The sequence below is a fragment of the Frischella japonica genome, assembly GCF_014489845.1.
Classification (GTDB): Bacteria; Pseudomonadota; Gammaproteobacteria; order Enterobacterales; family Orbaceae; genus Frischella; species Frischella japonica.
The window spans coordinates 1-26,341 of record NZ_JABURY010000001.1 but is presented as its reverse complement, the minus strand read 5'-3'; the positions used below and the strand labels follow the sequence as shown (position 1 = coordinate 26,341).

Below are 26,341 nucleotides of genomic sequence, written 5' to 3'. Positions count from 1 at the left end.
GGTTAAAGGTGAGTAAATCAAAAAAAATGGCTTCATTGTTCAGCTATTGATGGTTGTCTTTATTGAAAAAAAGCAAACTGAGATAGTGCAAGCCAGTAATTTAGATATAAATAGTGCATATTTCTATCGACGCGATTACCATTTATGTTCAGTGATTTTAACAAGAAGAAAGGTTAACGCTGGTGATACCGATAATGCTAAAGGAATTAGTACCCCTTACTTACATGTTAAATCGCTATCGACAATTTGATAAAATTAGTTATCGAGTGATAACAACTTTAAAGCGCTAATTAAGCGCGATCTTCCCCACCGATTTTCACCAATAAGCACACTCGATTCCGGATTAAATGTTAAAGATAACTGACTTATTCCTCTAAATCCGGTAATCTCAATTTGTTCAATAAACATAGGATTTCCTTATTATTAAAGCTGATATTTTTCAGTTCGTTTTGCAATTCGCGCCGATTTTTTTTCCGCGGTTGTTAACAGTTTATGTTCATCATGCAAAATCGTTTTTAATGGTTTATTGAAATAGGTTTTTAAAAATAGCCAGATATCACGTTTAGTTAACCCGATTTTGGTCGATGAAAAATACAGCCCAATCAAATCTTTATCACGCCAACGGGTTGGCACTCGTTTTCGGGTTTGTGCCCGATGCAGATCAATAACGGATAATTTAATTTGCTGATGATGTTCAAATAACGGTAAATCCAATAAAAAATGGCATAAATAACAATCACGGTGATTGACCCCGGCGGCATGCATTTTGGCGGTCATTTTTGCTAGATAGATTATTAATGAACGTTTCAGATGATAGCTCGGCGGATTGGTTAACCAAGACCGAGTAAAATCCTCTAAACTTACTGTCGGGTTAAGATCTTTGGTAATAATAAACGAGTGCCGTGTTAGTGGGTTTAACCCCTTACGACCAAAAGCACGCCCGTCCATGGTATTTACTCCCGCTTGCGCTAAACGGTGAATGGCTGTCCATTCTTGTTTGGCGTCTAACACTGGTAATCTCAAGGACAATAAATTTTTGACGATCTCTTTTACCGTTATGCCACGGTGAATTTTAATAAAGTAAGATTCATCATCAAGTTTAAAATTCAATGTTTTACGCTGTTTAACCGCCCGATAAACTTCACCGGAAATCTGCTCAACTTCGCTAAACGGATCTTTGCCTTTCCATAAATTCTCAAAAGGCGATTTGAGTATAATTTCATTCATAATGATGACAACCTAATATAATATCGGCAGCACGCTCAGCAAGGTGATATAAATCGGCGTTTTGGCCATATTTAATCGCATTATGATGCCATGCAGCTCGTTGTGCTTGATTAGTGAGAGCATTTTCCAGTGTGCTATTTAATTCTGATTGATCAAAAGGCTCACTAAGTACCACACCTGCATTTGCATCTGTAATATGATAAGCATAACCGGCTATCCCGGTTACAATCACCGGCACGCCAGCAGCTAGAGCCTCGATTAAAACCATACCAGCGGCTTCTTGTCGAGCTGGATGCAGTAGCAGATCTGCGCTAAAGAGAAAATCGGGGATATCATCCCGCCCTGAAAAAAAACGGACTTGATTAAAAATATCCAACCGTTTCGCCATTTTTTGGTAATTATCGGGTTTATCTTGCCCGACAACCAAATAGCACACCTGTTTTTTTAACGCTTCGGGCAAAGAGGCAATCGCAATTAATGTGCGATCAACGCCTTTTCGTTTAAAGTCAGAACCAATTTGTACAATCACAAAAGCATCTTGCGCAATGTGATTGGCTTGCCTAAATTGCTGGCGTTTAATTGGTGAATCAATATGATATTGCCGATCTTTTGCAATACCGGGTGGCAGTAAAACAAATCTTGATGCTTGAGTATGGTAATATTTTTCAAAATCGCTAATTTGTTGCTTAGTTAGCACCATAATTTTGGTATCATGCTGCTGATTAAATACCGCATCTTCAAACGCCAAATAGTGTTTACAGCGTTTAGATAATTTATAAAAAAAGCCTTTATGGGAGACTTTCTCGGCAAAACACGTATCGCCGGCAAAATAGACGTCTAATCCCGGCATTTTATTAAAGCCAACGACACAATCAACCGGATATGTCTGTAGATGATCTTTGACCCAATGATAATAAGCTAGATTACGGCTATGATTCGATAGCCCCTTTTTCGGGACTAAAATAATCTCAAACTCAGTCGGTTTATCGCCTTGCCACTGCATAACATAAACACGAACTTTATGCCCTTTAGCGTGACAAGCTCGGGCAATTTGCAAGAAATCACGTTGCAAACCGCCGTAAGGAAAATATTTATAGATACAAAAAGCTAGTTGCATGCACATTGCCTCAAGAGTGAAAGAAGTATTATATACTTGTTGCTGCGCAAGGTACAAAAAATAGATTTAATCTTTCGTTTTACAGAAAATATATGTGGTTTTGTTCTATTTGTTAATTTAATTGTTTAGATGATTTTTAGTTAATAGTACTGTGAATATAACAATTAACTTTGTTAATCTTGTATAAAAAAAGAAAAACTGGGTTTTTATATTGAAAAGTAGGTATTTTCTGAAAGTTCTTGGCAAAGATTGTCACTTTAACGCTTATGTGAGTTTCATTACTAATGAAAATTTTGATGGAGATAATAATGATTTATATCTCAAAAAATGCAGCAATTATGGTCTTAATAAAAAATAGAATATTACGCTTATGACAAACCCCAACAACAATTTATTATATTGAATGATAAAGCAAAAACTTCCACTAGTTACCAATTTTGTCTGGGTAAAAAGAAAATGACCAAATATCGTACACAGATGATTTTTAATACATAGGCTATAATCGTAATAAACGAATAAAGACTAAATGTCTGGATAAATCGGGAAATTATCTAAATGAATACTGTCGCCAATTTAAGTATAAAAACGAGAGAGGTGACCCGTTTCGAAAATTACCTGACTCAAAAAAGACAACATTTTTTATGTATTACAAGTCGACACCAAAGTGAATTTTGATCTTCAGTTACTTCCCAAAGATTATAAATGGTATGTAATCACATTATTTGATGAACAAAAATATTTGAACATTCAGGGTTACATAGATGATTGTTTTTTGGATTATATAGGTTAAGTTTTTATTTAGGTAGACAAGATGTTTATAAATTTAGATTAATTTTATCTGATTATCGTTGTAGTCAGCATCCAGAAGGGAAAAACTACCAATCACACAGGAAAAGCGATAGATATTCAATTTTACAAAAGAAATTGGGCTATTGGTGGTAAAAATGATAAAAATATTGAGCCTTTACTATATACGTGATACTTTTTTATCACTTGCCTTAAAATACAAAAAATGGAACGATACAAATCTTTTTAGCATTGAACCAATTAGATTAAATAATCATAGTTCAATAACAGGTGAGCAGCACACTTATAGTTGGATTCATATGGATGTTAGAACGTTTGAAAAACGATATTTATTAGATGAATATTTTTGTACTGATGCTACAACTTTAAATGAAGAAAAATTAATTACATTTATTCATAGTTAATTTATGGTTGAGGTTAATAATGTTTAAAATTATAAGTAGGTTTGTCGGGTTATTTTTGTTTTGTTACATCGCAATAATAGCCAATACAGAAGCAAAAAATAACGCCAATGATTCGGTAAAAGATGACACAATAGAATGGCAATTAATTAATATTAACTACCTATCTAATTCTACAACTGACTTTGAGCTAATTGACCAAATTTACAGACGCTTAAAAGAAATATCAGTTAAAAGTAATAAATATCAATTAATATTTGATAATAAATATTTGTTAAATATAAAACAAAATAAAGCCAATTTAGCAGCAAATATTCATAATTTATTACACAACGAATTGAAACGACTAAATTTAATTGATAATCAGCAAGATAATCAAAATTTTATGATTGAAACATTACCAAACCAATATAATTTAAATGAATCATTAGTGTTAAATTCTGATTATCTTTTCTTATTCAATAATAACGATATTATTTTAACATACAAAAATAAACAGAAGATGCGCAAAGAATTGGAAAGTATATATAATCAATTACATACTGTTACTCTCCCATTAAATGATCGTTATTGGCCACCAGAAAAAAATGATGGTTTTTTACCTATACCTGATGAGTTTAATTATTTTTTTAAAGGTATGCTAGATGACGATTATTTTAAAGCAATAAAATTAAAAGAATTTAACAATATAAAATTACTATTATTATCTTCATATTCTCTTTCGGGTTCACCTCAATTATCATTAGTCAGCCTTTCCAATGAGTTTAATTTCATTGATCGATTGGAGTTAGGTGAACATTTTGAATTAGAGGATGGTGGTGTTTGGAACAAATTCCTTATTGATAAAAATTACTGCATCACAATACAAAAAATCGAAAGCCCTTATGATGGCTCTAAAAAACAAACAAAATTATTAAATCAAACAAAATATGTTATTAGTGAAAAAGGAGTTTTTATTAAATTAGAAAAACAATAAATTTTGTTTGGCTGTTAAATAAATTTTAAAGGTTAAGCCATTATTATAAGTTTGCTAATTAATGAATAACTATGAAAGTATAAAAAGAAATATTTGCAGCTGGGCGTTTTCAAATAATTCCTGAAACTTTAAACTCAGCTCTACATTATTTGAAATTAGATTTACTATTAATAATTTAGTAAAGATTAAAAAGAAAAAAATATTTTGAGCATAATGGTGATGTTGAAGATGCTATTTATGATTTGACTGAAGAATTCGTATCATCAGAGTACCTAAAGATAAAACGATATTTGACTGGTAAGCGTTGCAGCTTTTGGCGATTATCATATTATCAAGGTGATGGGCTGAATTCCGTCCATATATAACCAGACAAAATGGTTGATGCTTTAAGAGAAGCGAAAAATGAAAATTGGAAATAAATATGAAGAAGATTAAATTTGCTATTTTATGTTAATTATATTTTTCAGTTAGTTATTCTTTCATGGTTCAAAATAAAAAACCGATTAAAATAAATTTTAACGATTTTCACTTAAAAAAACTAAAAATACAAAACTTAAGGTTTACGGATATGGTGGAGGCGCAATTTGTGAAGAGATTATAAACTGACTCTCCTACAAAGTAATTGGATTACCTAATGCCTCTTTAATAAAAGATGAAAATGAATTTTCTATAGAGCATCATTTAAATAGTCGTTCAATTATTATTTCCGGAATAATAGCTGAACCGAATGAAAAGTTTAACCCTTTGAAAAGTAGTTAAATTAATTTCGGGACAAAAGAGTTTTAAACAAAATATTTTCAGAAATAATAAAAGAAAGATGTCTGCATTGGAACAACGATCGGAAAAACAAAAAATAAAATAGAGGAAGAAAATGCGAAAAATTACAGCGATAACCATATTTTTATTATAAACTTTGATAATATTAAACATCAATTTTAATGCAAATGCTGCGCCGAAAGATTATTTTTTTAGATTATCTGGCGTGAAAAATGACGCAACATTAAGTAATTCTCTCTTTCACGCTGTGTTTCCTTTTTCAAAGATTGGTAATGGAAGATTAATTTATGAAAGGTTTATTGTATCTTATTTTATGTTTGGTTAGTTTTTATGCAAATAGTGCATTGTATAATATCAATAAAAGTTACCAAGGAGACCCCTTCTTTAAAAATGTAAATATGCAAAAATTAGAAGAGGATTGTTCAAGGAGTGTCGAGTATTGGAATGATAGTGATATCCAGGATGAGGAAGAACGCCGTTGTCCTCTAAATTCTATTAAATTTGATTATGGAAATGTATATAATTTAATTGAGCAAGATCCCATTGTATACAAAGATGATAATTTTCAGCTGGAAATAAGTTTATCAAGTGACGACATAATTTTATCTTTAATTCATAATCATCAGGTGAAAGATAAGATTAATCTTTATGGTTATATGAGTGATGGTAGCAGTGCATGTGGAGGTTGGGTTGCTTATCAACGTTATTATATTTCATCCAACGGCGATATTTATACTTTATGGTTAATAGAAACAGAAGATGGTATTTCGCCTACACTTTGGAAACATTATAAAATTGATAGCAAAAATAAGAAATTTATTCTTAAAGAAATGTCAATAAACCGATATTATGATCAATTTAAAATTGTTTATCCTGATAAATTTAGTGCAATTTCGAATAATAAATTTTCGGAAAATTCTAATAAACAATTTGATGATTCATGTTTAAATGAATGCGAAGAAGGCTACTATTGTAGTTGTTATTTTGATTTATATAGCCATTATCAACGTCTACTAGAGAATAAGATCATAGCGTTTAATAAAAAAAATAAAACCAAAAACAAATCAATTGTTTCGTTAAAAAATAGAATAAACTCAAAATGTCTAAGTTTTTCCCCTCCTAATTATGATGATAAGTTTGATTCTTATTTAATAAAAGTCATGTCTTGTTTTATAGATGAATATAAAGATGAAATAAATAAACTGAAGAAATGATTCAATGAACTGGAAAAATAAGCGAGGCTCGTGTTTTCCGAGTGCAAATCACGCAAATGGTGCCTGTATTGATATTCACTATTTTTATAATGCTAATGATGAAAATTTTTTATTGGCAATGAAAAAATTTCATTTTACAGAAATCTTAGTTGGTAACCCTAATACCGATGAGGATACATTTAAACCATATATTCCTCACTATAAAAAATTAATCACTCTTGGCGGAGAAAATGGTGATAATTTACATAATAATCATATGCACTTTGATAAATTTCAATACGAAGTAGCTGAGGTCTATTTATAATGCAGATAAAGTCTTTATTTTATGGTTTATTATTTTTAACTATTTTAACATGTTCACATTCATTGAACGCTTTAGTTCATACTAATCTATTGCCTGTAGGAAAACCTCAAATTATAAATAAGAAGCTGGTTAAGGATATTAACGATAATTGTTGGATTGAAGATTATTTTTCTGATAAAGCTAGGGAAGATTATCATAAAAGATGCAAATTATCGACCTTTCCTTCAACTCAGAATGTTAGGAATATATTTGAAGAACTACAAAAAAATAAAATTGTCTATTTATATCAATCCAAGCAATTTAATATTTATTTAAAAAAAACGACCGATACAAAAAAATGCCTTGTTGAAGAAAAACAACTTGAAGGTGAATGTGCAATATCACCCGAACAGTTTATTATTACCATGTTTATCGAATCATCGAGCAAAATAATAAATCAACTTATTGTTTATTATGGTAAATATTATCATAATGGATTGGTTCAAGAGAGATTAGATTTTTACATCGATAAAAAATTAAATGTTTGGCTACTTGAACATATTTTAGATGAAGAAGGTTCATCTGCGACTCTGTGGCAACATTACCAAATTAGTAACAAAGGAAAGTTTAATTTGCTGGATGAAATAAAATGTCAGTTCGAAAATGGCGGTCTTAAATTGGTTTGTAAAAATAAATAGTCAGCATATCAATTCAGTAATTTGAGAACTTTCAATATGAAATAATAAGGGTGTTTCTATAATGCAGATAAAGTCTTTATTTTATGGTTTATTATTTTTACCTATTTTAGCATGTTCACATTCGTTGAACGCTTTAACTCATACTAATTTATTACCTGTGGGAACGCCTCAAATTATAAATAAAAAGCTGGTTAAGGATATTAACGATAATTGTTGGATTGACGATTATTTTTCTTATGCAAAGAATGGCTGGAAAGAATATGATAAAAGATGCAAATTATCGACCTTTTCTTCGACCCAGAATACTAATAATATATTTGAAGAACTACAAAAAAATAAAATTGTTTATTTATATCAATCCAAGCAATTTAATATTTATTTAAAAAAAACGACCGATACAAAAAAATGCCTTGTTGAAGAAAAACAACTTGAAGGTGAATGTGCAATATCACCCGAACAGTTTATTATTACCATGTTTATCGAATCATCGAGCAAAATAATAAATCAACTTATTGTTTATTATGGTAAATATTATCATAATGGATTGGTTCAAGAGAGATTAGATTTTTACATCGATAAAAAATTAAATGTTTGGCTACTTGAACATATTTTAGATGAAGAAGGTTCATCTGCGACTCTGTGGCAACATTACCAAATAAGTAACAAAGGAAAGTTTAATTTGCTGGATGAAATAAAATGTCAGTTCGAAAATGGCGGTCTTAAATTGGTTTGTAAAAATAAATAGTCAGCATATCAATTCAGTAATTTGAGAACTTTCAATATGAAATAATAAGGGTGTTTCTATAATGCAGATAAAGTCTTTATTTTATGGTTTATTATTTTTACCTATTTTAGCATGTTCACATTCGTTGAACGCTTTAACTCATACTAATTTATTACCTGTGGGAACGCCTCAAATTATAAATAAAAAGCTGGTTAAGGATATTAACGATAATTGTAGAATTGACGATTATTTTTCTTATACAGAGGAAAAGCAGAAAGAGTATCATAAAAAGTGTAAATTATCGACTTTTTCTTCAACTCAGAATGTTAGAAATATATTTGAAGAACTACAAAAAAATAAAATTGTCTATTTATATCAATCCAATCAATTTAATATTTATTTAAAAAAAACGACCGATACAAAAAAATGCCTTGTTGAAGGAAAACAGCTTGAAGGTAAATGTGCAGTTTCCCCCGAACAGTTTATTATTACGATGTTTATTGAATCATCGAGCAAAATAATAAATCAACTTATTGTTTATTCAAGTGAATATAATCAGCGTAGCATGTCTCAAAAGACATTAGATTTTTACATCGATAAGCAATTAAATATTTGGCTATTTGAACATTTCTTCTTCGAAGAAAGTGCAATGGCTTCTTTGTGGCAACATTACAAAATTAATAACAAAGGAAAGTTTAATTTGCTCGATGAAATCAAATGTCAGTTCGAAAATGGCGGTCTTAAATTGGTTTGTAAAAATAAAAATTTTAAAAATAAATAGTCAGCTTGCTTTAATTGAGTAAAGTACTACATCAATTTAGGGATCTCAATCATCTAGTTTTACAGTGATTTTTAAGGCGGTCTTAGGGATTTATGAAGTCAAAATTCTATTCTCTAATGATAAATATTCAAGGTCACCAATTATAATAGGAAATCCTTACGATAAATAAGGATAGTTTATGAAACCATTAATTTTAATATCATTGATATTGCCTAACTTATTATAAAATCAATAAATATATAAAATTCTTTTAAGCTAATATATTAGCTGTTTGAAGTACAAAAATACAACAAACAGATATGTTACCGCCATATATTTTTAAGCATAAAAGTAAAAAAATCCCTATAGATTTCTATGTGAGTGGTTATGAACCTTTGGGGAAGGCCCAAATAAGTAAGAATAAATTACAATTTCACCTTAATAATGAAGAAAGTACAAGATAACTATCCCTTGAATATCAATTTACTCATCATTAACAAAATATAAAAATATTGCGATGATAACCCCATCAGTTTACCGACTGGTAGAATGGCACGTAAGCTCGACAACTTAGCCGAATAGTATGGCTATCACTTAAAAATAAGAGTAGATAATGAACCAGAGTTGACGGTCAAAACGCTAAACGATTGGGTTTTATCACATGAGGATAATCAACGGTTACTTCAATCCTGATTGTCCTTTTTTGGTATATGGGGAAAGTATGGATTAAACACCATATTTTTTATCTTTGATCTATTAGATTTAACAAGCAATTATCTATTATCAACTTCAAACAATGCCAATTCTTTATCACTAGGCTTACTTTGATTTGTTTATCTATCAATGCTGTGATTTTCCTTGCCATAATTATAAATTTTAAGGTATTCGGTAAAAAAGTAAACGATAACCATATACCGAATCGTATACCAAAAATTATGGTTGTATATGTATCTTAATAATACTAATAAAATATTAAAATACAGCTTAATGCTTACTATTAGTGTGTTAGAGGTGTTTAAATGGGTATTAATGAATATTGCAGAATAGTGAATTGGTGGAGCCAAGGGGGATCGAACCCCTGACCTCAACGCTGCCAGCGTTGCGCTCTCCCAGCTGAGCTATGGCCCCAAGAACCTAGGCAATGATATGCAACTCAAGACGTTCTGTCAAGATAGTTAAATGGAATAATTTTTTATTTTCTTATCCACCTATTTATATTGCTATATAACCAACATAAATAGGTGTTTTTAACATCAATTAGCGTAAAATAGGCGCTTGATCAGCTCCTTCTACTTCAACTTTCTGTTGAATAAAATGTTCTCGTTTAATTCCCATCTTTAATGACATATAGGCGGCAACATAGATAGAAGAGATAGTACCAAGTACAATCCCAATCCCTAGTGTTTCAGAGAAACCACGTAACATACTACCACCAAAAAAATAAAGGATGATTACTACCGCCAATGTTGTACCTGATGTCATCAAGGTCCGACTTAAGGTTTGTGTCAGAGAAATATTAATTATATCGTACGGTGAAGCACGACGTATTTTCCTAAAATTCTCCCTTATTCGGTCAAAAACGACAATCGTATCATTAAGCGAATAACCAATAATCGATAACATTGCCGCAATAATGGTTAGATCCAATTCACGCTCAAACAACGACAAATAACCCGCTGTAATGATGACATCATGGGCTAACGCAACAACGGCACCAGTGCCAAAACGCCATTCAAAACGTAAGGCAATATAAATTAGAATTGATACCAATGCCGCTAAAATAGCTAAGATACCATCTTGTGCCAATTCAGAACCAACTGATGGTCCAACAAAAGCAACACGTTTAATTTCAGCATTATTATCAATGTTTTTATGCATCAAATCAGCTATTTTGGCACCTAATGCACTATTGATTTTCTGAATTTTCTGCTCTTCTGTCAGATTTGAATCGATGTCAGTCGTATTATCTTCTTTAATAAGTGGTAAACGAATAATAATATCTTGACTGGAACCATAATTTTGTACTATTGGTTCACCGTAACCAGCTTGCTTCAAACTTGCACGAATATCGTCTAAATCAACTCGTTTACTTAATGTGATTTCAATCGTAGTACCACCAGAAAAATCTTGCCCTAAATTAAAACCTTTTACCAAAACGACAACAATTGAACCGACAACTAACAGCATAGAAATCGCAAATGCAATAAAACCAAAACGAAGAAAATCGATAACACGACGACCGTGATTGAGTGATTCAACATTCGTCGATGGATTTTTTTCGTTATCTTTCTGTAATTTTAAATTTGCCACCTTCGACTCCTAAATTGATAGCTTTTCAATACGGCGTCCACCGTATACTAAATTAGCTAAAGCACGGGTTCCGACAATAGAGGTAAACATCGATGTCAAAATACCGATACCTAACGTAATAGCGAAACCTCTAATTGAACCGGTACCAACAGCATATAAAATTACTGCAGTAATTAAAGTGGTAATGTTGGCATCAAAAATACTACTCCATGCCCCAGAATAACCTTCATCAATAGCATGCTGTACACCACGACCATTGCGTAATTCTTCTTTAATGCGTTCATTAATTAACACATTTGCATCAACAGCCATTCCCACCGTTAGAACGATACCAGCAATACCAGGCATACTTAAGGTTGCACCTGGTAATAAAGACAACATGCCTACAATCAAAATCAAATTAGCTATTAATGCCAAACTAGCAAAGAGACCAAATAAACGATAAACAACCAACATAAATGCAACGGAAATCAATAATCCCCATAAGCACGACTCTAAACCTTGAATAATATTTTCTTGCCCCATTGATGGTCCAATAGTTAATTCCTCAACGATCTTCATCGGAGCAATCAACGCACCAGCCCTTAATAATAACGATAATTGTTTCGCTTCGTCATAATCTTTTATACCAGTAACTTGGAAATTATTACTAAATATATCTTGGATGGTTGCTGTATTGATAACTTGCTCTTGTTTTTCCATAATTGGCTTACCGTCACTATCGACTTTACCAGTATCTTTATATTCTACATATAAGGTTGCCATTGGTTTTTTTAGATTCTTCTGCGTGAAAGCTAACATTTTTTTGCCACCTTCATTATCCAACTGAATGGAAACTTGAGAATTTTCACCAACGAGTTTATATGACGAATCGATAATATGATCACCTGTCAATATAACGTTTTTATACAATAAAACGGGATAACCGTTTTTGGTAAATTTGACCTCTGAACCATAAGGTACTCTTGATTTTCCTGTTACAATATCATTAATATCATAGGCATTTGAAGTATTAACCTGCCTAAACTCTAAGGTTGCTGTTGCACCAATGATTTTCTTAGCCAAAGCAGTATCTTGAATACCCGGTAGCTCGACAACAATGCGATCCGCACCTTGTCTTTGAACTATCGGTTCAGAAACACCTAATTGGTTTATTCGATTGCGTAATATGGTGGTGTTTTGCGCAACAGCATCGGTTCTGGCACGTTGTAAGCGCCTTTCACTAATACCAATCACGATTTGCTTGTCGTTTTGCTTAATAAGTTGATAATCTGGTGACAAGCTAATTCTGGTTATTGCCGCATTCCTCGCATCATTATTATCAAAAGAAGCAATAATTTGTTGCTGACTATTTTTACTTAAACCAGTGAAATTTATTTTATTGGCATTAAAATCAGCACGTAATGTATCAAGGGTAGCATCAAGTATTTTATCTAAGGCAGTTGTCATATCAACTTCCATCAAGAAATGCACCCCACCGCGAAGATCTAAACCTAACTTCATCGGTTCCGCACCAATTGCATTCAACCAAGATGGTGTTGCTGGTGCTAAGTTTAAAGCCACAATATAGTTATCACCAAGCGCTTTTGTGATCACATCTTTTGCTTTGAGTTGAATATCATTCGTGGCTACTCTAATTAAGATCGATTTATTTTCAAAAATAATTGATTTAAAAGGTATCTTATTATTATTGATAATTTGTTCGACTTGTTTTTGGGTATTGATATCGACTATGGTACTATTATTTGAACCTGAAATTTGAATGGCAGGATCTTCACCATAAATATTTGGAAGAGCATAGAGTAGGCCGACAAGGATAATGCCGACCAACATAATGTACTTCCACAAAGGATAGCGATTTAACACGACGTAATCTCTTGTGGTTAATGTTAATTATTCATTCTACACAATGAATTATAAAGATTTCATTGTTCCTTTAGGCAAAACTGAAGCAACAAAATCACGTTTAATGACGACTTCAGTAGTATCGTTAAGTGCTATTGATAAATAACCATTATCGCTCACTTTAGCAACACGACCAATTAATCCGCCAGTAGTTAAGACTTCATCACCTTTAGAAATGGCAGCCATCAACTCTCTGTGAGCTTTTGCTTTCTTTTGCTGTGGGCGCATAATCATAAAATAGAAAAAAATCCCAAATATAACTAACATAATCAATGTCATAGTATTTGAGTCAGTTGGAACAAAGGCGCCATCATTGGCATAAGCATTACTGATAAAAAAGTTCATACTTTCCTCTTAAGTCAGTTATTGTTAAATAATATCGGTGCATAATAATACATGAAAACATAATTATAGCATACTAATTCATAAATTTAGTGGCGTTAACCGCTGCTCATTAAATCCATAATTTGGGAAAATAAATAATATCTTTATTGTGGTGTTAAATATTGTGCAATACTCACTAAATTAAATAACCATTTCGGATATACCCCACAAAAGACAATGAATAAGGCTGAACCAACAATAAAAACTTCATTTATGCCAATCTGTTTAAATTTGGCAAAAATAGAAATATTCGTATTTGTGAGATTAGTCTTTATCATATTATCGGGTTTTATGAAGAGAATAATCACTAATCGTAAATAAAAATACAAACTAAAGGCGCTTACAATAACTACGGTACCAACTAACAACCATAGTTCTGCCGTAACACCGAGTAATATCAATGAGAAACGACCAATAAAGCCAACTGTCAATGGAAGACCGGCTAAAGATAGCAAACCAATTCCCATTGCCAATGCAATAATCGGTCTGCGCCAGAATAATCCGTAAAGATCTACATCATTATCATGATCCTCTTTAGCATTTGAACATGACTCTAAACTGATTACACCAAGCACACAAATATTGGCTAACATGTAACCGATTAGATATACACCGATTGTTTCCAAAGCTAACACTTGATATTGAACGGCTATCAGGGCTATCAATAAATAACCTAAATGAGCAATTGATGAATAAGCTAATAAACGTTTAATTTTATGCTGTGTGATGGAAAATACATTTCCCCAAATTATGGAACAAAATGCCATTATAGTCATAATGATGCGTATGGTTTCATTATTAACAATTGGCGCTAATAAAAATAAACGAGCAACAGCGCAAAAAATCGCAATTTTGCCGATCGTATTTAATAACAAACAGACACAAGTCGGAGCACCTTGGTAGACATCAGGTAACCATAATTGGAACGGAACGTAAGAAAGTTTAAAACCAATTCCAACTAGCATTAAGCATACACCCAACAATAATAATATGCTTGGCGATGATAATGTTGATAACTGATAACTTAAACCACTAAATGTTAATTCACCTGTTGCAGCATAATAAAAAGCAATACCCATTAACAGAAAGGAAGTTGAGATAACCGATAACACCATATATTTTATTGCAGCTTCTAAGGAGTATTTTTGTGTATATTGATAGCCAACTAAACCGACAATCATAATCGACAACAATTCCATACCGATAAAAAATGAAATCAGGTGGCTAGAGTAAATTAAAGTCGTTGCCCCTAAAGCAGAGAAAAGCACCATCAAATAAAATAAATCGTGATGTGTCGCTTCATTCTTAAACCAAGTCGCAGCTAAAGTAGAAACAATAATAGATAAAAACAGAATAAGACTCGTGTAAAGTGCACCATAACCATCAATAGTAAATAGTGTTAAAATGACGTTTTTATTTCTTACTATATCATCTTCGATCGACGCTCCATCATTTAACATTGAAGGTGGTAATTCAACAGTATGCATTTCCGGTAACATTTGCTCATTAGTTGCAGCGTCATTAATATCATCCGTCACTTCAGTTGGTTTATCCGTAACCTCATCAACGTTTTGTGCCAGATTTGTCAAAATAAGGGCATCATTATCAGAACCGGAAATAATCTTATAACCAATACACGTAGAGGATACCAACGACAAGAGTAAACAAAAAATTGCCAACATTGCTGTTTGTTGTGTGCTAATTCGATTAAACAATAGAAAAAATATTAATATGACTATTGCACTACCTAATATCAGCAAAGGCAATAAATAAATAAATTCATAAGTTGTTATCGCCATCATATAACTTATACATCCCCTTTAATCAGATTGGTTTGTGCGCTGCCAATAATCTGCTGAATTTTATTCATCGCCGGGTAGCAAAGATCCAATGACCATTGTGGATATAATCCAATGAAAAATAAAATGATTAAAATAAAGATTAATAATGACAAATCTTTAACGGAAATATGTTTTTTATCTATGATTGGTTTATCAACCAGACCATAAAACATCGGTTGGATTCGAATAATAATAGAAATCGAAAGTAAACAGAGTCCGATTATCAATAATACACCAAAATAAGCTGAAGATTCATAACTCCCTAAAAACATCATAAAGTTACCAACAAAGTTTGCCGTACCTGGCACGCCTAAAATAGCTAAAATAAAAAATAATGTTAAAGTGGATAGATATTTAACATGTGATTTTAAACCGATAAAATGATTAATATTGCGTGTCAAATAACGTTCGATTAATAAATTACTAATAATAAATAATCCAACTATCACCAAACTAATAGCAATAATTTCAATAACAATACCTTGATATGCCAATAATGAACCACTATAAAGTACGGCTGTCATGACACTCATTAAACCAATATGAGCATAGGCGATTAACCGTTTTATATCATTTTGATTAAAGCATAATATTGCCACATAAAATAATGTGATTATGGCAAGCCCCACCATAATAGGCATAATGGTTAATGACGCATTGGGAAATAATGGAATAACCAAGCGTAACAAACTATAAATCGCCGTATTGACCAGTAATCCACTGATCATAATTGATCCCGTAGTCGAAGATTCGATATGTGCTTGAATAAACCAACCATGAAAAGGCAATAAAGGAATTCTAACTAAAAAGGCGACCAAGAATCCTAACATCAATAAAAATTCAACATAACTTGATATTGGGGTATTGATTAACGTCGCACTATCAAAAGACCATTTATTAGTCAGTTTCCAATTGATTAAAGCTAACGATACTATTGATATCAACATAAGCAAACTACTGACTTGAGTGTAAATCAAAAATTTACTCGCACCATTAAATCGCAATTGTGCATTAGAATCTCGCCTGCCCCACAATACAATTAGAAAATATACGGGAATGGAAACCGCCTCCCATATTAGTAAAAATAAAAATAAGTCAACAGTTACAAATGACATGATTACAGCTGAAGACATAAATAATAAGCAAAAATAGAACAACCCTGAACTATTGGGGCGTTCTCTACGAGAATAAATAATAGCAATCGCGGTAATAATCAGGGTTAGAAAAATCATCAAAACAGCTAAGCCGTCTAACACCAAATGAAAACGTATACCGAGTAATGGCATCCAATCAAGATCAACAACTTCTATCCGACTTAACTCTGGATTTTCTCCATTAAACGCTTTAAGCATAAATATGCCTGTTATAACCAATGATCCTAGCACAAACGCTAACGCAATCCAGTTAGCCGAAAACAAACGGAACTCATCGCGCAATTTACAGATTAAATCTGAGCTATTATCCAGATTGCGTTTATTTTGCTTTATTTGGGCAAAAGAGCGTTGCAAATAGGCATCGAGTAACCAGCCTACCAATCCACCTAATAAAGGTAAAAATACCAGCCAAACTAACACGTAAAATCCTTTCTAGAGTGATGAATCAATTAAATTAAAATTAACAGGAATAATATGATAATACTACCAGTCACAATAGACATAATGTACCATCGTAAGCGCCCGCTTTCTAAGGAAATAATCTGAAAATTAATTTTCTTAATTCCCCAATTAATAAAATACATCCATTTTGATATCGGATCCCTTTGGATTAATTGTGCGATATAAATATATGGCCTTACCAATAATAACAATATTAATTTATCAAAATACCAGTCATTACCCCATAATCTGATCAAAACCTTACTAATTGGTGTACTAGCAATTTCCTTAATTTCTGGATTCGGGTGATAAAAAAGTATGTAAGCAATTAGAATACCTAAAATAGTAATGGATACTAATAATAATTGTAAGGCTAATTGATTATGGTTATTAAAATCAATAATAGGAATAATTCCTTGAATTGGTAATGGTAAATAAACAAATATCGCCGTCGCTAAAATTGCTAAAACAATTAACGGAATATAAATCCAATAACTCACCTTTATATTAGGTAAGGTTTTTCTTTTGTGATGAAATACGAGGAAAATTAGCCTTAAAATACTTAATGTTGATAATAAAATCCCCACCAAAGCAATTATCCCTAAGCCCATTTTATTCGCTGTTATTAATCCCCAAATAATGTCACCTTCAGTATAAAATGAAGACATAATCCAAGGTAAAGCGGAGACAGATCCCGCTGATAGTAAAAAACAACCATATAATAATGGATGGTTACGATATGAACAGTCTATTTTATTAATGTCTCGTTCACCATTACATGCTTTAATCAGAATGGCAGTTGACAACAATAATAATGCACTCGTTACCCCATAGCTGATTATGAAGTTTAGAGATAAAATCCAATTTTGGATCATGAAAGCTAAGAATATATAACTAATTTGACTTAAATTAATATATATTACTAAACGTTTAATATCATTTTGTACAAGTGAAATACAACTAGCGAAAATAATATTAATACCGGCGATAACTCCCATATATACGAAGATATCACTCGACATGGCAAACAGCGAACTAAGTCTTAAAATCAAATATCCGCCAGATAATACTGTTGTGAAAGATTGTAAAAGAGCCACTGAAGGCATAGGTGCAACCACAAATTGTGCACAGCCCAGATGAAAAGGAAATAATCCTAAACGCCCCATTACACCAATAAAGAGCATTAATGTTATCCCAAAAATAATGTCTGAATCGACAGCCAAATCATTATTAGCAAGACTTAGAACTTCGCGAATATTAAGTGTGTTTAAGCCACAATAAATCAAAAAAATACCAATTAACAGAAACACATCTACAATATGGGTCATCACAAACCATTTAATGGCTGAATAACTTACTCTCATGGCACGGTAATAAATACCAATTAATAAATAACAACTAATACTAACACCTTCCCAACCAACAAAAAGCATAAATAAATTATCGGCTAGAATCAGTAAAAATATGCTGGCAATCAGTAAATTACCATAAGCATAAAAGGGATAAATATCATTAGAAGACGAAAAGTACCAAGCAGCGAAAATATAGATGACTAAACTAAAAAATACAATAATGATCAGAAAGATTAAAGATAAACCGTCCAAATAGAGCGCTACCGTTATAGTAAGATCATTGATAGTAAACCAATTCCATAAAAAACGCGTATAAATTAATGAGGTTTCCGGTACTGAATTAACATGATAATCAATACAAATAAACACCATTAATAAGCATAATAATCCAATAGTACTAATGCCTGTAACAACAATGTTACCCTTACCAATATTACGACCTAAACAAACTAATAGTAAGAAAGATAGTATGGGAATGACAATGGTTAAATAAAGTAAATTCATCCTTTCATATCACTCAAAGAATCAATATTGACGGTTTTACGTCGATAAAACATTTTAATCAATAAAGCTGAACCCACTAATGTTTCAGCTAATGCTGTACTAATAGCAAGCATTGCAATCAATTGACCATCTTGTTGCTGCCAATAAGCCCCTGCGGCAACTAATGCAATAACTGCACCATTAATCATGATCATTAAACTTAATAATAAAAAAAAGAAATTGCGACGAATCATTGCACCTAATAATCCAACCATAAACAGCGATACGGCGAAAATAAAACTATGCATTAACGGAATCATGTTTTTCCCCAGAATCGTTTTTATTTTGTGTTGGTAATTTAGTGTCTTGATTAATATATAGACGATATACAAAATGATAGGCAATCACTAACGCTCCAACAAGTAATAATACAGCTAATTCAATGATTAAAATATATTCTTCGAAAAGTAAATTGGCTGTAGCGACTTCATCAATCCGGCCATTTTGCAATGTAGAATAATCCGTGCTGGTGATACCATATATCAGCATCACAAATAGAATAAATGCTAAAATTAAAGGACCTAACCATATTTTAGGATTGATGCCATATTTATTTTGTTCAACAACATCCGTTCGTAATTTGAGTAAAGACAACAGCAAAAGGAAAATTAATGAGACCGCACCAATAAAAAGTATAATAACTAAAAAAATAGAAAGATAAGCATTCATGGCGACAAAAACCATTAACGTTGCCAATAATGAAATGACAAAATATAATAAAGCCTGCATCGTATTTCTGCTAATAATGACTTTAATACTTGCTATGACAGTGATAATAGCAGCAATATAAAAAACCCAAACCATTTAATTATCCATATCTATATAATAGTTTATATCTTATTTAACGATACCAATTAACATTTAGCAAAATAAAATTAGCTACTTTAGTTTCGATATCCTTCCACGGAAATTTTACTTTGCAGTTAATTAAGGATAGCAATATATAAACTATTTATTGACATTATTAACTTATTCTTATGCTTATTAAGCAAAAAGTCTAGCTAATTTGTATAATTAAATAAAATTTATCGTAAATTTCTTTAAATTAAATTAAAAATTAAACAGACCATCAATTTTTAAATACAATCCATAATAACCAATTTTTGTAACTTTTGGATATTTCAAAAGGTATATAAAATCATATAAAATAAAAAAGCCAGCTTAATAACGAATCAAGCTGGCAAACATTGGAAGCAATGTGAGCAATGTCATACTCTCTAGAAGCATCTGCAACTAATCAAGTACGGCTTTGATGATAATAATTATCATTTGCAAAATCAAGTTTTATTTTTTATATTGTTTTAATATTTCAAAATCAATTAATGACTCACACATTATAACTATTTTTTATAAATTATCTCTACACCTTCTTCATCACTCTCATCCCAATCGTCAAAGTCGTCATCGGCTAATGCGTCTTCCATCGCTTGTTGATGATAGTCATCCCACATAAATTCTACTTTCTCATTTTTATCATCAGCTTGCGCCTGTTCTCTTGGATGCTCATTAATATAAGTCATTAAATCCCAACACAACGACTTCAGTCCATCATGATTAACCGCTGAAATCAAGTAGTACTTGTCTTGCCAACCTAATTGTTCAACAATATGCTTAGCTCTAAGTTCTGCTTCTTCCTGACCAATAAGATCGGTTTTATTGAAAACTAACCAACGTGGTTTATTGGCTAATTCATCACTATATTGTTGTAATTCTTGAACAATAACGCGCGCATTTTCCGCAGGATCAGATTCATCAATCGGAGCAATATCAACTAAATGTACTAACACCCGACAACGTTCCAAATGTTTAAGAAAACGAATACCTAAACCCGCTCCCTCAGAAGCACCTTCAATTAAACCAGGAATATCAGCAACCACAAAACTCTGCTCATTATCCATTCTCACCACCCCTAGACTAGGCACTAAGGTCGTGAAAGGGTAATCAGCTACTTTCGGTTTTGCTGCTGAAACACTACGAATAAATGTCGATTTACCGGCATTAGGTAAACCAAGCATCCCCACATCCGCTAGTAGTAATAGCTCTAATAATACATCGCGCTTTTCACCAGGTGTTCCATTGGTTTTTTGTCGTGGTGTTCGATTAATCGATGACTTAAAGCGGGCATTGCCTAAACCATGAAATCCCCCTTTAGCAACCATGATCTTTTGCCCATGTTGTGTTAAATCACCAATCACCTCATTAGTATATTTATCGGTAATTCGAGTTCCCACTGGCACTTTCACCGTAATATCTTCGCCACGTTTTCCAGTACAATCAGAACCTTGACCATTTTGCCCACGACCTGCGCGATAAGCTTTCTCAAATCGAAAATCGATTAAGGTATTTAAGTTCTCATCGGCAATAAAATACACATCACCACCGTCACCACCATCACCGCCGTCAGGTCCACCTTTTGGAATATATTTTTCTCGACGGAAACCTACACAACCATTTCCGCCATCACCTGCTTCAACACGAATCGAAGCTTCATCAACAAATTTCATTCTTTTTCTCCCGTTTTCTGCTTAAACAGAAAACCTTTTCCTTGATGCCATATCTGATGCCCAATCGTAGCAAACATGGCGCCACAAATTACAGCTAACGCACCAATATAACCCCAAATATTAAGATATTGCATGGCAAATTTTTCTGGCCATAATAACGCAAATAGATCGGAAAATATCAACGCAAATAATGGGGTTAAAGTGGTTACGGCACTTACCTGCGCAGCTTGCCAACGTTCCATTGCTGCCACTAATGCACCATACGATACGATTGTATTGATTCCGCAAAAAATTAACGCTAATAATTGTCCAGCATCAGCGTTAAAAATCTCACTCGGAGTAGTAATCGGGATAATAACAATCGAACACATAATATAAAGCAACCACAGCAACTGTTCCGCTCGTAATTTACTTAATAATACCTTTTGTGCCAACGCATAAATTGCCCAAGCAATAGCCGCTAATACACCTAACCATACTCCTTTACCATACTGCGAGATGTTAGTAAAAAGCTCAATAATACTTTTATTAAAAAACAATCCCAATCCAATAAGCAGTATAATCATACCGACGATTTGCGAAGCTTTTAAATGTTCCTTAAAAACAATCGCACTTGCGATCATAAAAATAACAATTCCTAGTTGAGCAACAACTTGCGAGGTTGTTGGTGATAAATACTTTACCCCTGACGCAAATAATACAAAATTCCCCATTAAACCCAATCCGGCAATAATTAACATGATAATACGCCGTGGTTTTTTAAAAATTTGAAAATTAGGGAATTGTTGTTTATAAGCTAACCAAACAGTTAATCCGATGGCGGAGATCAAAAATCGATACCATACCACGGTATATGCATCAATAGATACCATTGCATATTTCATTGCAATAGGTACAGCTCCCCACAATATAGCGGTTAACATTGCGAGTATAAAACCGATTTTAACGTTTTGTTGCTTACTCATAAGCGCATCACCCAAAGAATAATTATGTATAGTTTACATCATCTTTGGGATAAGTGATTGATTTAAAGAATAAAATGCAAAAAAGCCCCACAGGATTTGTGGGGCTTTCATCAATCAGATTCGCTTTAATTAGCTATTAGCGACAACACTAACATAGCGACGGTTTTTAGGGCCTTTAACTTCAAACTTCACTTGACCATCTACTAAAGCAAATAAAGTATGGTCACGACCACAACCAACATTTGTCCCTGGATGGAATTGAGTTCCACGTTGACGAACTAAAATGTTACCCGCTAAAACTTCCTGACTACCGTAACGTTTAACACCTAAACGTTTACTATGGGAATCACGTCCGTTACGTGATGAACCACCAGCCTTCTTATGAGCCATTGTTAATTACTCCTATTAAGCTATTGCAGTGATCTTAACATCAGTAAACCACTGACGATGACCTTGTTGTTTACGGTAATGCTTACGGCGACGGAATTTAACAATCTTAATTTTGTCACCACGACCGTGTTCAACAATCTCTGCTTTAATTGTTGCACCTTCAACAAACGGAGCACCAACTTTGATGTCTTCACCATTTGCTACCATTAAAACTTTATCGAAAACAACTTCTGAACCGGTTTCGACTTCTAATTTTTCCAAGCGAATAACTTGCCCTTCGCTGACTCGGTGTTGTTTACCACCACTTTGGAAAACTGCGTACATATCTAACTCCGCAATAAAAAGCAGACAACATCGTTTAAATTCTTTACGGTCTGCATAGATTAATCATATAGGGCGTGAATTTTACGCAAATTTTATATGGTATGCAAGTGCTGTTTAGTAAAAGATCGCAAAAAGTAACAAAAAAAGATCAGCGTATTAAATTTTAACGTTATAATATTACTAAAAATAAATATCAATAATCGAATTCATCTCATTACCATGCTAAAAAGAAAAATTAACCATAGTGTATCAATAATCAATTGGTTAACGCTATTAATGTTTTTCTTAGGCGTGATCGCCTTACTAGCTTTATCGCTTTCAAATCGCTTTGCTAATGACACTAAAGGCAGTGCCTATATGATCAATCAATTAGGATTGCTAAGAATGAAAAATTATCAGTTATTATCCATGATCCCATTGCAACAGGATGAATACTCTCGACTTAATCTTTTTGATAATCTTTTACCAACAACACAACACCTTGAGACTCTCAATCGTTACCATTTAATTAATGAATTTTATCAATTAAAAAACGATTGGTTAGTTGACATTAGTCCAAAACTCAAACAAGCACAACATATCGAAACAATACGTAACGACATTGATCAATACGTAGCACGTATTGACGCTTTAGTGCATCAAATCGATCTAAAAACTGAAAACCAAATTGGTTATATTACCCAGTTACAAATTTTATTTATTATACTCATTAGCATATGCTTAATCATACAAATTTATTATTTGCGACGTTATTTATTTGCCCCTTGGCGTAAGTTGATTTCTATGGCAGAAGCCATTGCACAACATCAATTTACTGAACGTTTTACTGTTAGACCCAGAATGAATGAATTTGATCTGCTAGGACAAGCGTTAAATAAAATGTCCGACCAAATTGAGTTTCAATACTCGTTATTAGCAGAAAAAGTAGCGGAAAAAACTGCCGAACTACAGCAAAAAAATAATATTGTTTCTTTTCAATATCAAGCCATAAAACAGTTACATTCTTCCTTACCGCTATGCGAACGCTTTTTGACCATTTTACACAATCTAGAACAATTAGTCCCATTAAGCCAATTTCAGATTCGTTTATATGAATCAGATGCTCCAGAACGCTATCAACAAATTAGCTATGCAAATCAACAAAAACACCCTTATTGTCAAGATCCACAATGCAATGCTTGCTTAATTCCGGCTAAACCTCACCCTAAAAATGGCAGGCAACGTTACTGGTATTTGCAAGATAATCAACAAAAATATGGCATACTATTTGCCGTTCAATCGCCAACCAATCCTCTAACCGAAGAACAAGAAAATTTACTTAACAGTATTATTGAACAGATGACCACGGCGATAATGCTCGATCGGCAAATTGAACAGCAAAAACATTATTTATTAATAAAAGAACGTACCGCAATGGCGAGAGAACTACATGATTCGATTGCTCAGTCACTCTCTTGCATCAAAATTCATCTTAGCTGTTTACAAATGCAAGCCGATTTAACCTCACCTGAAAGCATTAATTTACTCAATACGATGCGTAAGGAGGTTAATATGACTTATTCACAATTGAGAGAATTAATCACTTCATTTCGTCTACGTTTAAATCAAACGGGATTTTACGCCAGTCTTACCGAACTGATAGAGGAGTTTAATCAAAAATTGCAACTGAATATCGCATTTGATTACCAACTACCGTTAAATATGATCACCAGTAAATATGCTATTCATTTATTGCAAATTGTTCGTGAAGCAATGAATAATATCTTCAAACATGCCAAAGCAAGTGAAGTAGCTCTTAATTTTAATATCAACCATGATCAAATTATTACGATCACTATTCGCGATAATGGTGTTGGTTTACCTACTAATATAAAACAGGAAAACCATTACGGACTAATTATAATGAAAGATCGCGTTGACTTGTTAAATGGAAATCTTACAATCGATAGCAACCCCAATAAAGGAACACAAATAATGATAACGTTTAAAGCTACCACCGCGATTGCATATCAAACAATTGAAGAGTGATAAATGGATCAAATACACAATACGATTCTCTTAATTGACGATCATCCAATGTTGCGTAACGGGATAAAACAACTTATTGGTACCGATAATCGTCTTTTAGTAATCGGTGAAGCCGGATCAGGTATCGAAGGTATCCAATTAGCTGAAACTTTTGAGCCCGATATCATTGTACTTGATATCAATATGAATGATATGAATGGATTAGAAATTTTACGCCATTTAAGAGCTAAGAATATTGCTAGCCGGATCATCATATTTACGGTTTCAGATGCCAAAGAAGATATTATTACGGCGCTAAAAACCGGGGCTGATGGTTATTTATTAAAAGATATGGAACCAGAAGATTTTCTAAAAGCGTTACACAATATTGCGATGGGTAAAGTGGTGATGGATGATGCGATTTCTCACATCATGTTAGACTATATGCGTTATGGTGATAAATCAACAACCAATCATCAACATAACGTTAATTTACTCACTCCCAGAGAGCAGGAAATTTTTCATCTATTAGTCAAGGGGTTATCTAATAAGCTGATCGCTAAAGAATTAGCGATTGTTGAAAGTACAGTCAAAGTCCATATTAAAAATATATTTAAAAAACTCAATTTTAAATCACGCATGGAAATGACAGTATGGTACTTACAAAGCAAGGAATAATCGTCATCATCAAATAATAATAACTGAACAATATATAAGCAATTATTCTACAGAAACAAAAATAACTGCTATATTGCCAACATCAAAAATCACTAAACCAATGTCATTGCGATATTTATTAATCGTGGCGAAAAAGGCTAATTGATAAGATTGTGGTATTTTGAAGCCTACTATAACTGGATAACAAAACATTCGCATTTGAATTATTTATCCCCTGTTCAATTTGAAAATAAACTGAAATAATGAGTTAACTAAACTGTTCGTTAAAATGATGGCGCATTAAAGGAGAGCGTCACATTTTAGAGGATACTACCACCGCCGTTTGGGATCGAGTATCGAATTAGTTTTAATTAGAAAATACCTCAATATATTAAGGCAATATCACAATTATTTATCCTTACTCCAATCCAAAAGCACGCTCGCGCACTCGAATACTGTTGGTAATTTCTCGCCAAATTACCATCAGCTGCTCTTGCGTATACCCCTGAGTTTCGTCTTCGGGAATTCGGTAGGTCATTTCTACCCGTAATCGGGGCGTTTTATAGCTTGGATCGGTAAT

Annotated in this window: 26 protein-coding genes, 1 tRNA gene and 1 pseudogene; 10 read left to right on the top strand and 18 right to left on the bottom strand. The window is 32.7% G+C overall.

Translation table 11 applies throughout. The annotated features are described in order from the left end of the window. Positions 1 to 49: 49 nt before the first annotated feature. Entirely contained in the window at positions 50 to 250 is a 201-nt protein-coding gene (locus FcAc13_RS00140) for a hypothetical protein (RefSeq protein WP_187754191.1), read from the top strand. 20 nt (positions 251 to 270) lie between these two features. Here FcAc13_RS00140 and FcAc13_RS00135 read toward each other — a convergent pair. From FcAc13_RS00135 to FcAc13_RS00125, 3 genes and pseudogenes are all read right to left on the bottom strand, one after another. Next, positions 271 to 408: pseudogene (locus FcAc13_RS00135) on the bottom strand (DUF2813 domain-containing protein); the annotation flags it as partial. Positions 409 to 423: 15 nt separating this feature from the next. Beyond that, on the bottom strand, positions 424 to 1,227 hold the full coding sequence (gene rfaP / locus FcAc13_RS00130; protein ID WP_187754189.1) for a lipopolysaccharide core heptose(I) kinase RfaP: 804 nt from the start codon (positions 1,225 to 1,227) through the stop codon (positions 424 to 426). Next, positions 1,220 to 2,344, bottom strand: a complete 1,125-nt coding sequence (locus FcAc13_RS00125; protein ID WP_187754188.1) for a glycosyltransferase family 4 protein — start codon at positions 2,342 to 2,344, stop codon at positions 1,220 to 1,222. The genes rfaP and FcAc13_RS00125 overlap by 8 nt, the downstream gene beginning before the upstream one ends. Before the next feature lie 944 nt (positions 2,345 to 3,288). Between FcAc13_RS00125 and FcAc13_RS00120 the strand changes: the two genes are divergently transcribed. The 7 genes from FcAc13_RS00120 to FcAc13_RS00090 all read left to right on the top strand — a co-directional run bounded on the left by FcAc13_RS00120 (position 3,289) and on the right by FcAc13_RS00090 (position 9,005). Then, positions 3,289 to 3,555, top strand: coding sequence for a hypothetical protein (locus FcAc13_RS00120; RefSeq protein WP_187754187.1), 267 nt, complete (start codon positions 3,289 to 3,291; stop codon positions 3,553 to 3,555). A gap of 19 nt (positions 3,556 to 3,574) precedes the next feature. Further along, positions 3,575 to 4,528 carry a hypothetical protein gene (locus FcAc13_RS00115; protein WP_187754186.1) on the top strand — a complete coding sequence of 318 codons (954 nt, stop codon included), beginning with the start codon at positions 3,575 to 3,577 and terminating at the stop codon, positions 4,526 to 4,528. A 1,064-nt stretch (positions 4,529 to 5,592) separates the two neighbouring features. After that, positions 5,593 to 6,519, top strand: a complete 927-nt coding sequence (locus FcAc13_RS00110) for a hypothetical protein (protein WP_187754185.1) — start codon at positions 5,593 to 5,595, stop codon at positions 6,517 to 6,519. Between the two features lie 4 nt (positions 6,520 to 6,523). Further along, positions 6,524 to 6,823, top strand: a complete 300-nt coding sequence (locus FcAc13_RS00105; protein ID WP_187754184.1) for a hypothetical protein — start codon at positions 6,524 to 6,526, stop codon at positions 6,821 to 6,823. Next, positions 6,823 to 7,500, top strand: a complete 678-nt coding sequence (locus tag FcAc13_RS00100; protein ID WP_187754183.1) for a hypothetical protein — start codon at positions 6,823 to 6,825, stop codon at positions 7,498 to 7,500. The genes FcAc13_RS00105 and FcAc13_RS00100 overlap by 1 nt, the downstream gene beginning before the upstream one ends. A 61-nt stretch (positions 7,501 to 7,561) precedes the next feature. Continuing rightward, positions 7,562 to 8,245, top strand: a complete 684-nt coding sequence (locus FcAc13_RS00095) for a hypothetical protein (protein WP_187754182.1) — start codon at positions 7,562 to 7,564, stop codon at positions 8,243 to 8,245. 61 nt (positions 8,246 to 8,306) lie between these two features. Next, positions 8,307 to 9,005, top strand: coding sequence for a hypothetical protein (locus FcAc13_RS00090; protein WP_187754181.1), 699 nt, complete (start codon positions 8,307 to 8,309; stop codon positions 9,003 to 9,005). A gap of 1,031 nt (positions 9,006 to 10,036) precedes the next feature. Here FcAc13_RS00090 and FcAc13_RS00085 read toward each other — a convergent pair. From FcAc13_RS00085 to rplU, 13 genes are all read right to left on the bottom strand, one after another. After that, positions 10,037 to 10,112: transfer RNA gene (locus FcAc13_RS00085), tRNA-Ala, on the bottom strand. A gap of 129 nt (positions 10,113 to 10,241) precedes the next feature. Then, positions 10,242 to 11,294 (bottom strand): protein translocase subunit SecF, encoded by a 1,053-nt coding sequence (secF, locus tag FcAc13_RS00080; RefSeq protein ID WP_187754180.1) that lies wholly within the window; start codon positions 11,292 to 11,294, stop codon positions 10,242 to 10,244. 9 nt (positions 11,295 to 11,303) lie between these two features. Further along, on the bottom strand, positions 11,304 to 13,160 hold the full coding sequence (gene secD / locus FcAc13_RS00075) for a protein translocase subunit SecD (protein WP_187754179.1): 1,857 nt from the start codon (positions 13,158 to 13,160) through the stop codon (positions 11,304 to 11,306). Between the two features lie 48 nt (positions 13,161 to 13,208). Then, positions 13,209 to 13,544 (bottom strand): preprotein translocase subunit YajC, encoded by a 336-nt coding sequence (gene yajC, locus FcAc13_RS00070; RefSeq protein WP_187754178.1) that lies wholly within the window; start codon positions 13,542 to 13,544, stop codon positions 13,209 to 13,211. Positions 13,545 to 13,687: 143 nt separating this feature from the next. After that, positions 13,688 to 15,385 carry an NADH-quinone oxidoreductase subunit N gene (locus FcAc13_RS00065; protein ID WP_187754177.1) on the bottom strand — a complete coding sequence of 566 codons (1,698 nt, stop codon included), beginning with the start codon at positions 15,383 to 15,385 and terminating at the stop codon, positions 13,688 to 13,690. Between the two features lie 5 nt (positions 15,386 to 15,390). Beyond that, positions 15,391 to 16,998, bottom strand: coding sequence for an NADH-quinone oxidoreductase subunit M (locus tag FcAc13_RS00060; protein WP_187754176.1), 1,608 nt, complete (start codon positions 16,996 to 16,998; stop codon positions 15,391 to 15,393). A gap of 29 nt (positions 16,999 to 17,027) precedes the next feature. Then, positions 17,028 to 18,875 (bottom strand): NADH-quinone oxidoreductase subunit 5 family protein, encoded by a 1,848-nt coding sequence (locus tag FcAc13_RS00055; protein ID WP_187754175.1) that lies wholly within the window; start codon positions 18,873 to 18,875, stop codon positions 17,028 to 17,030. Beyond that, on the bottom strand, positions 18,872 to 19,174 hold the full coding sequence (gene nuoK / locus FcAc13_RS00050; RefSeq protein ID WP_187754174.1) for an NADH-quinone oxidoreductase subunit NuoK: 303 nt from the start codon (positions 19,172 to 19,174) through the stop codon (positions 18,872 to 18,874). Before nuoK ends, FcAc13_RS00055 begins: the two co-directional genes overlap by 4 nt. After that, positions 19,155 to 19,718: an NADH-quinone oxidoreductase subunit J family protein gene (locus tag FcAc13_RS00045; RefSeq protein ID WP_187754173.1), complete on the bottom strand. Its 564-nt coding sequence runs from the start codon at positions 19,716 to 19,718 to the stop codon at positions 19,155 to 19,157. Before FcAc13_RS00045 ends, nuoK begins: the two co-directional genes overlap by 20 nt. A 536-nt stretch (positions 19,719 to 20,254) precedes the next feature. Further along, positions 20,255 to 21,418 (bottom strand): Obg family GTPase CgtA, encoded by a 1,164-nt coding sequence (gene cgtA, locus FcAc13_RS00040; RefSeq protein WP_187754172.1) that lies wholly within the window; start codon positions 21,416 to 21,418, stop codon positions 20,255 to 20,257. Further along, positions 21,415 to 22,383, bottom strand: a complete 969-nt coding sequence (locus FcAc13_RS00035; protein ID WP_187754171.1) for a DMT family transporter — start codon at positions 22,381 to 22,383, stop codon at positions 21,415 to 21,417. The genes cgtA and FcAc13_RS00035 overlap by 4 nt, the downstream gene beginning before the upstream one ends. A 129-nt stretch (positions 22,384 to 22,512) precedes the next feature. Next, positions 22,513 to 22,773 (bottom strand): 50S ribosomal protein L27, encoded by a 261-nt coding sequence (gene rpmA, locus FcAc13_RS00030; RefSeq protein WP_187754170.1) that lies wholly within the window; start codon positions 22,771 to 22,773, stop codon positions 22,513 to 22,515. Positions 22,774 to 22,788: 15 nt separating this feature from the next. Next, positions 22,789 to 23,097, bottom strand: coding sequence for a 50S ribosomal protein L21 (gene rplU / locus FcAc13_RS00025; protein ID WP_039103244.1), 309 nt, complete (start codon positions 23,095 to 23,097; stop codon positions 22,789 to 22,791). A gap of 219 nt (positions 23,098 to 23,316) precedes the next feature. Here rplU and narX point away from each other — a divergent pair, with 219 nt between their 5' ends. Both narX and narL read left to right on the top strand, forming a co-directional pair. After that, positions 23,317 to 25,125 carry a nitrate/nitrite two-component system sensor histidine kinase NarX gene (gene narX / locus FcAc13_RS00020; RefSeq protein WP_187754169.1) on the top strand — a complete coding sequence of 603 codons (1,809 nt, stop codon included), beginning with the start codon at positions 23,317 to 23,319 and terminating at the stop codon, positions 25,123 to 25,125. Between the two features lie 3 nt (positions 25,126 to 25,128). Then, positions 25,129 to 25,782 (top strand): two-component system response regulator NarL, encoded by a 654-nt coding sequence (gene narL, locus FcAc13_RS00015; protein ID WP_187754168.1) that lies wholly within the window; start codon positions 25,129 to 25,131, stop codon positions 25,780 to 25,782. Between the two features lie 42 nt (positions 25,783 to 25,824). Here narL and FcAc13_RS00010 read toward each other — a convergent pair whose 3' ends face one another. Further along, complete coding sequence (locus FcAc13_RS00010; RefSeq protein ID WP_187754167.1) at positions 25,825 to 25,980, bottom strand: hypothetical protein; 156 nt, start codon at positions 25,978 to 25,980, stop codon at positions 25,825 to 25,827. Between the two features lie 199 nt (positions 25,981 to 26,179). Then, positions 26,180 to 26,341, bottom strand: coding sequence for a T6SS immunity protein Tli4 family protein (locus FcAc13_RS12480; protein ID WP_425499460.1), 162 nt, complete (start codon positions 26,339 to 26,341; stop codon positions 26,180 to 26,182).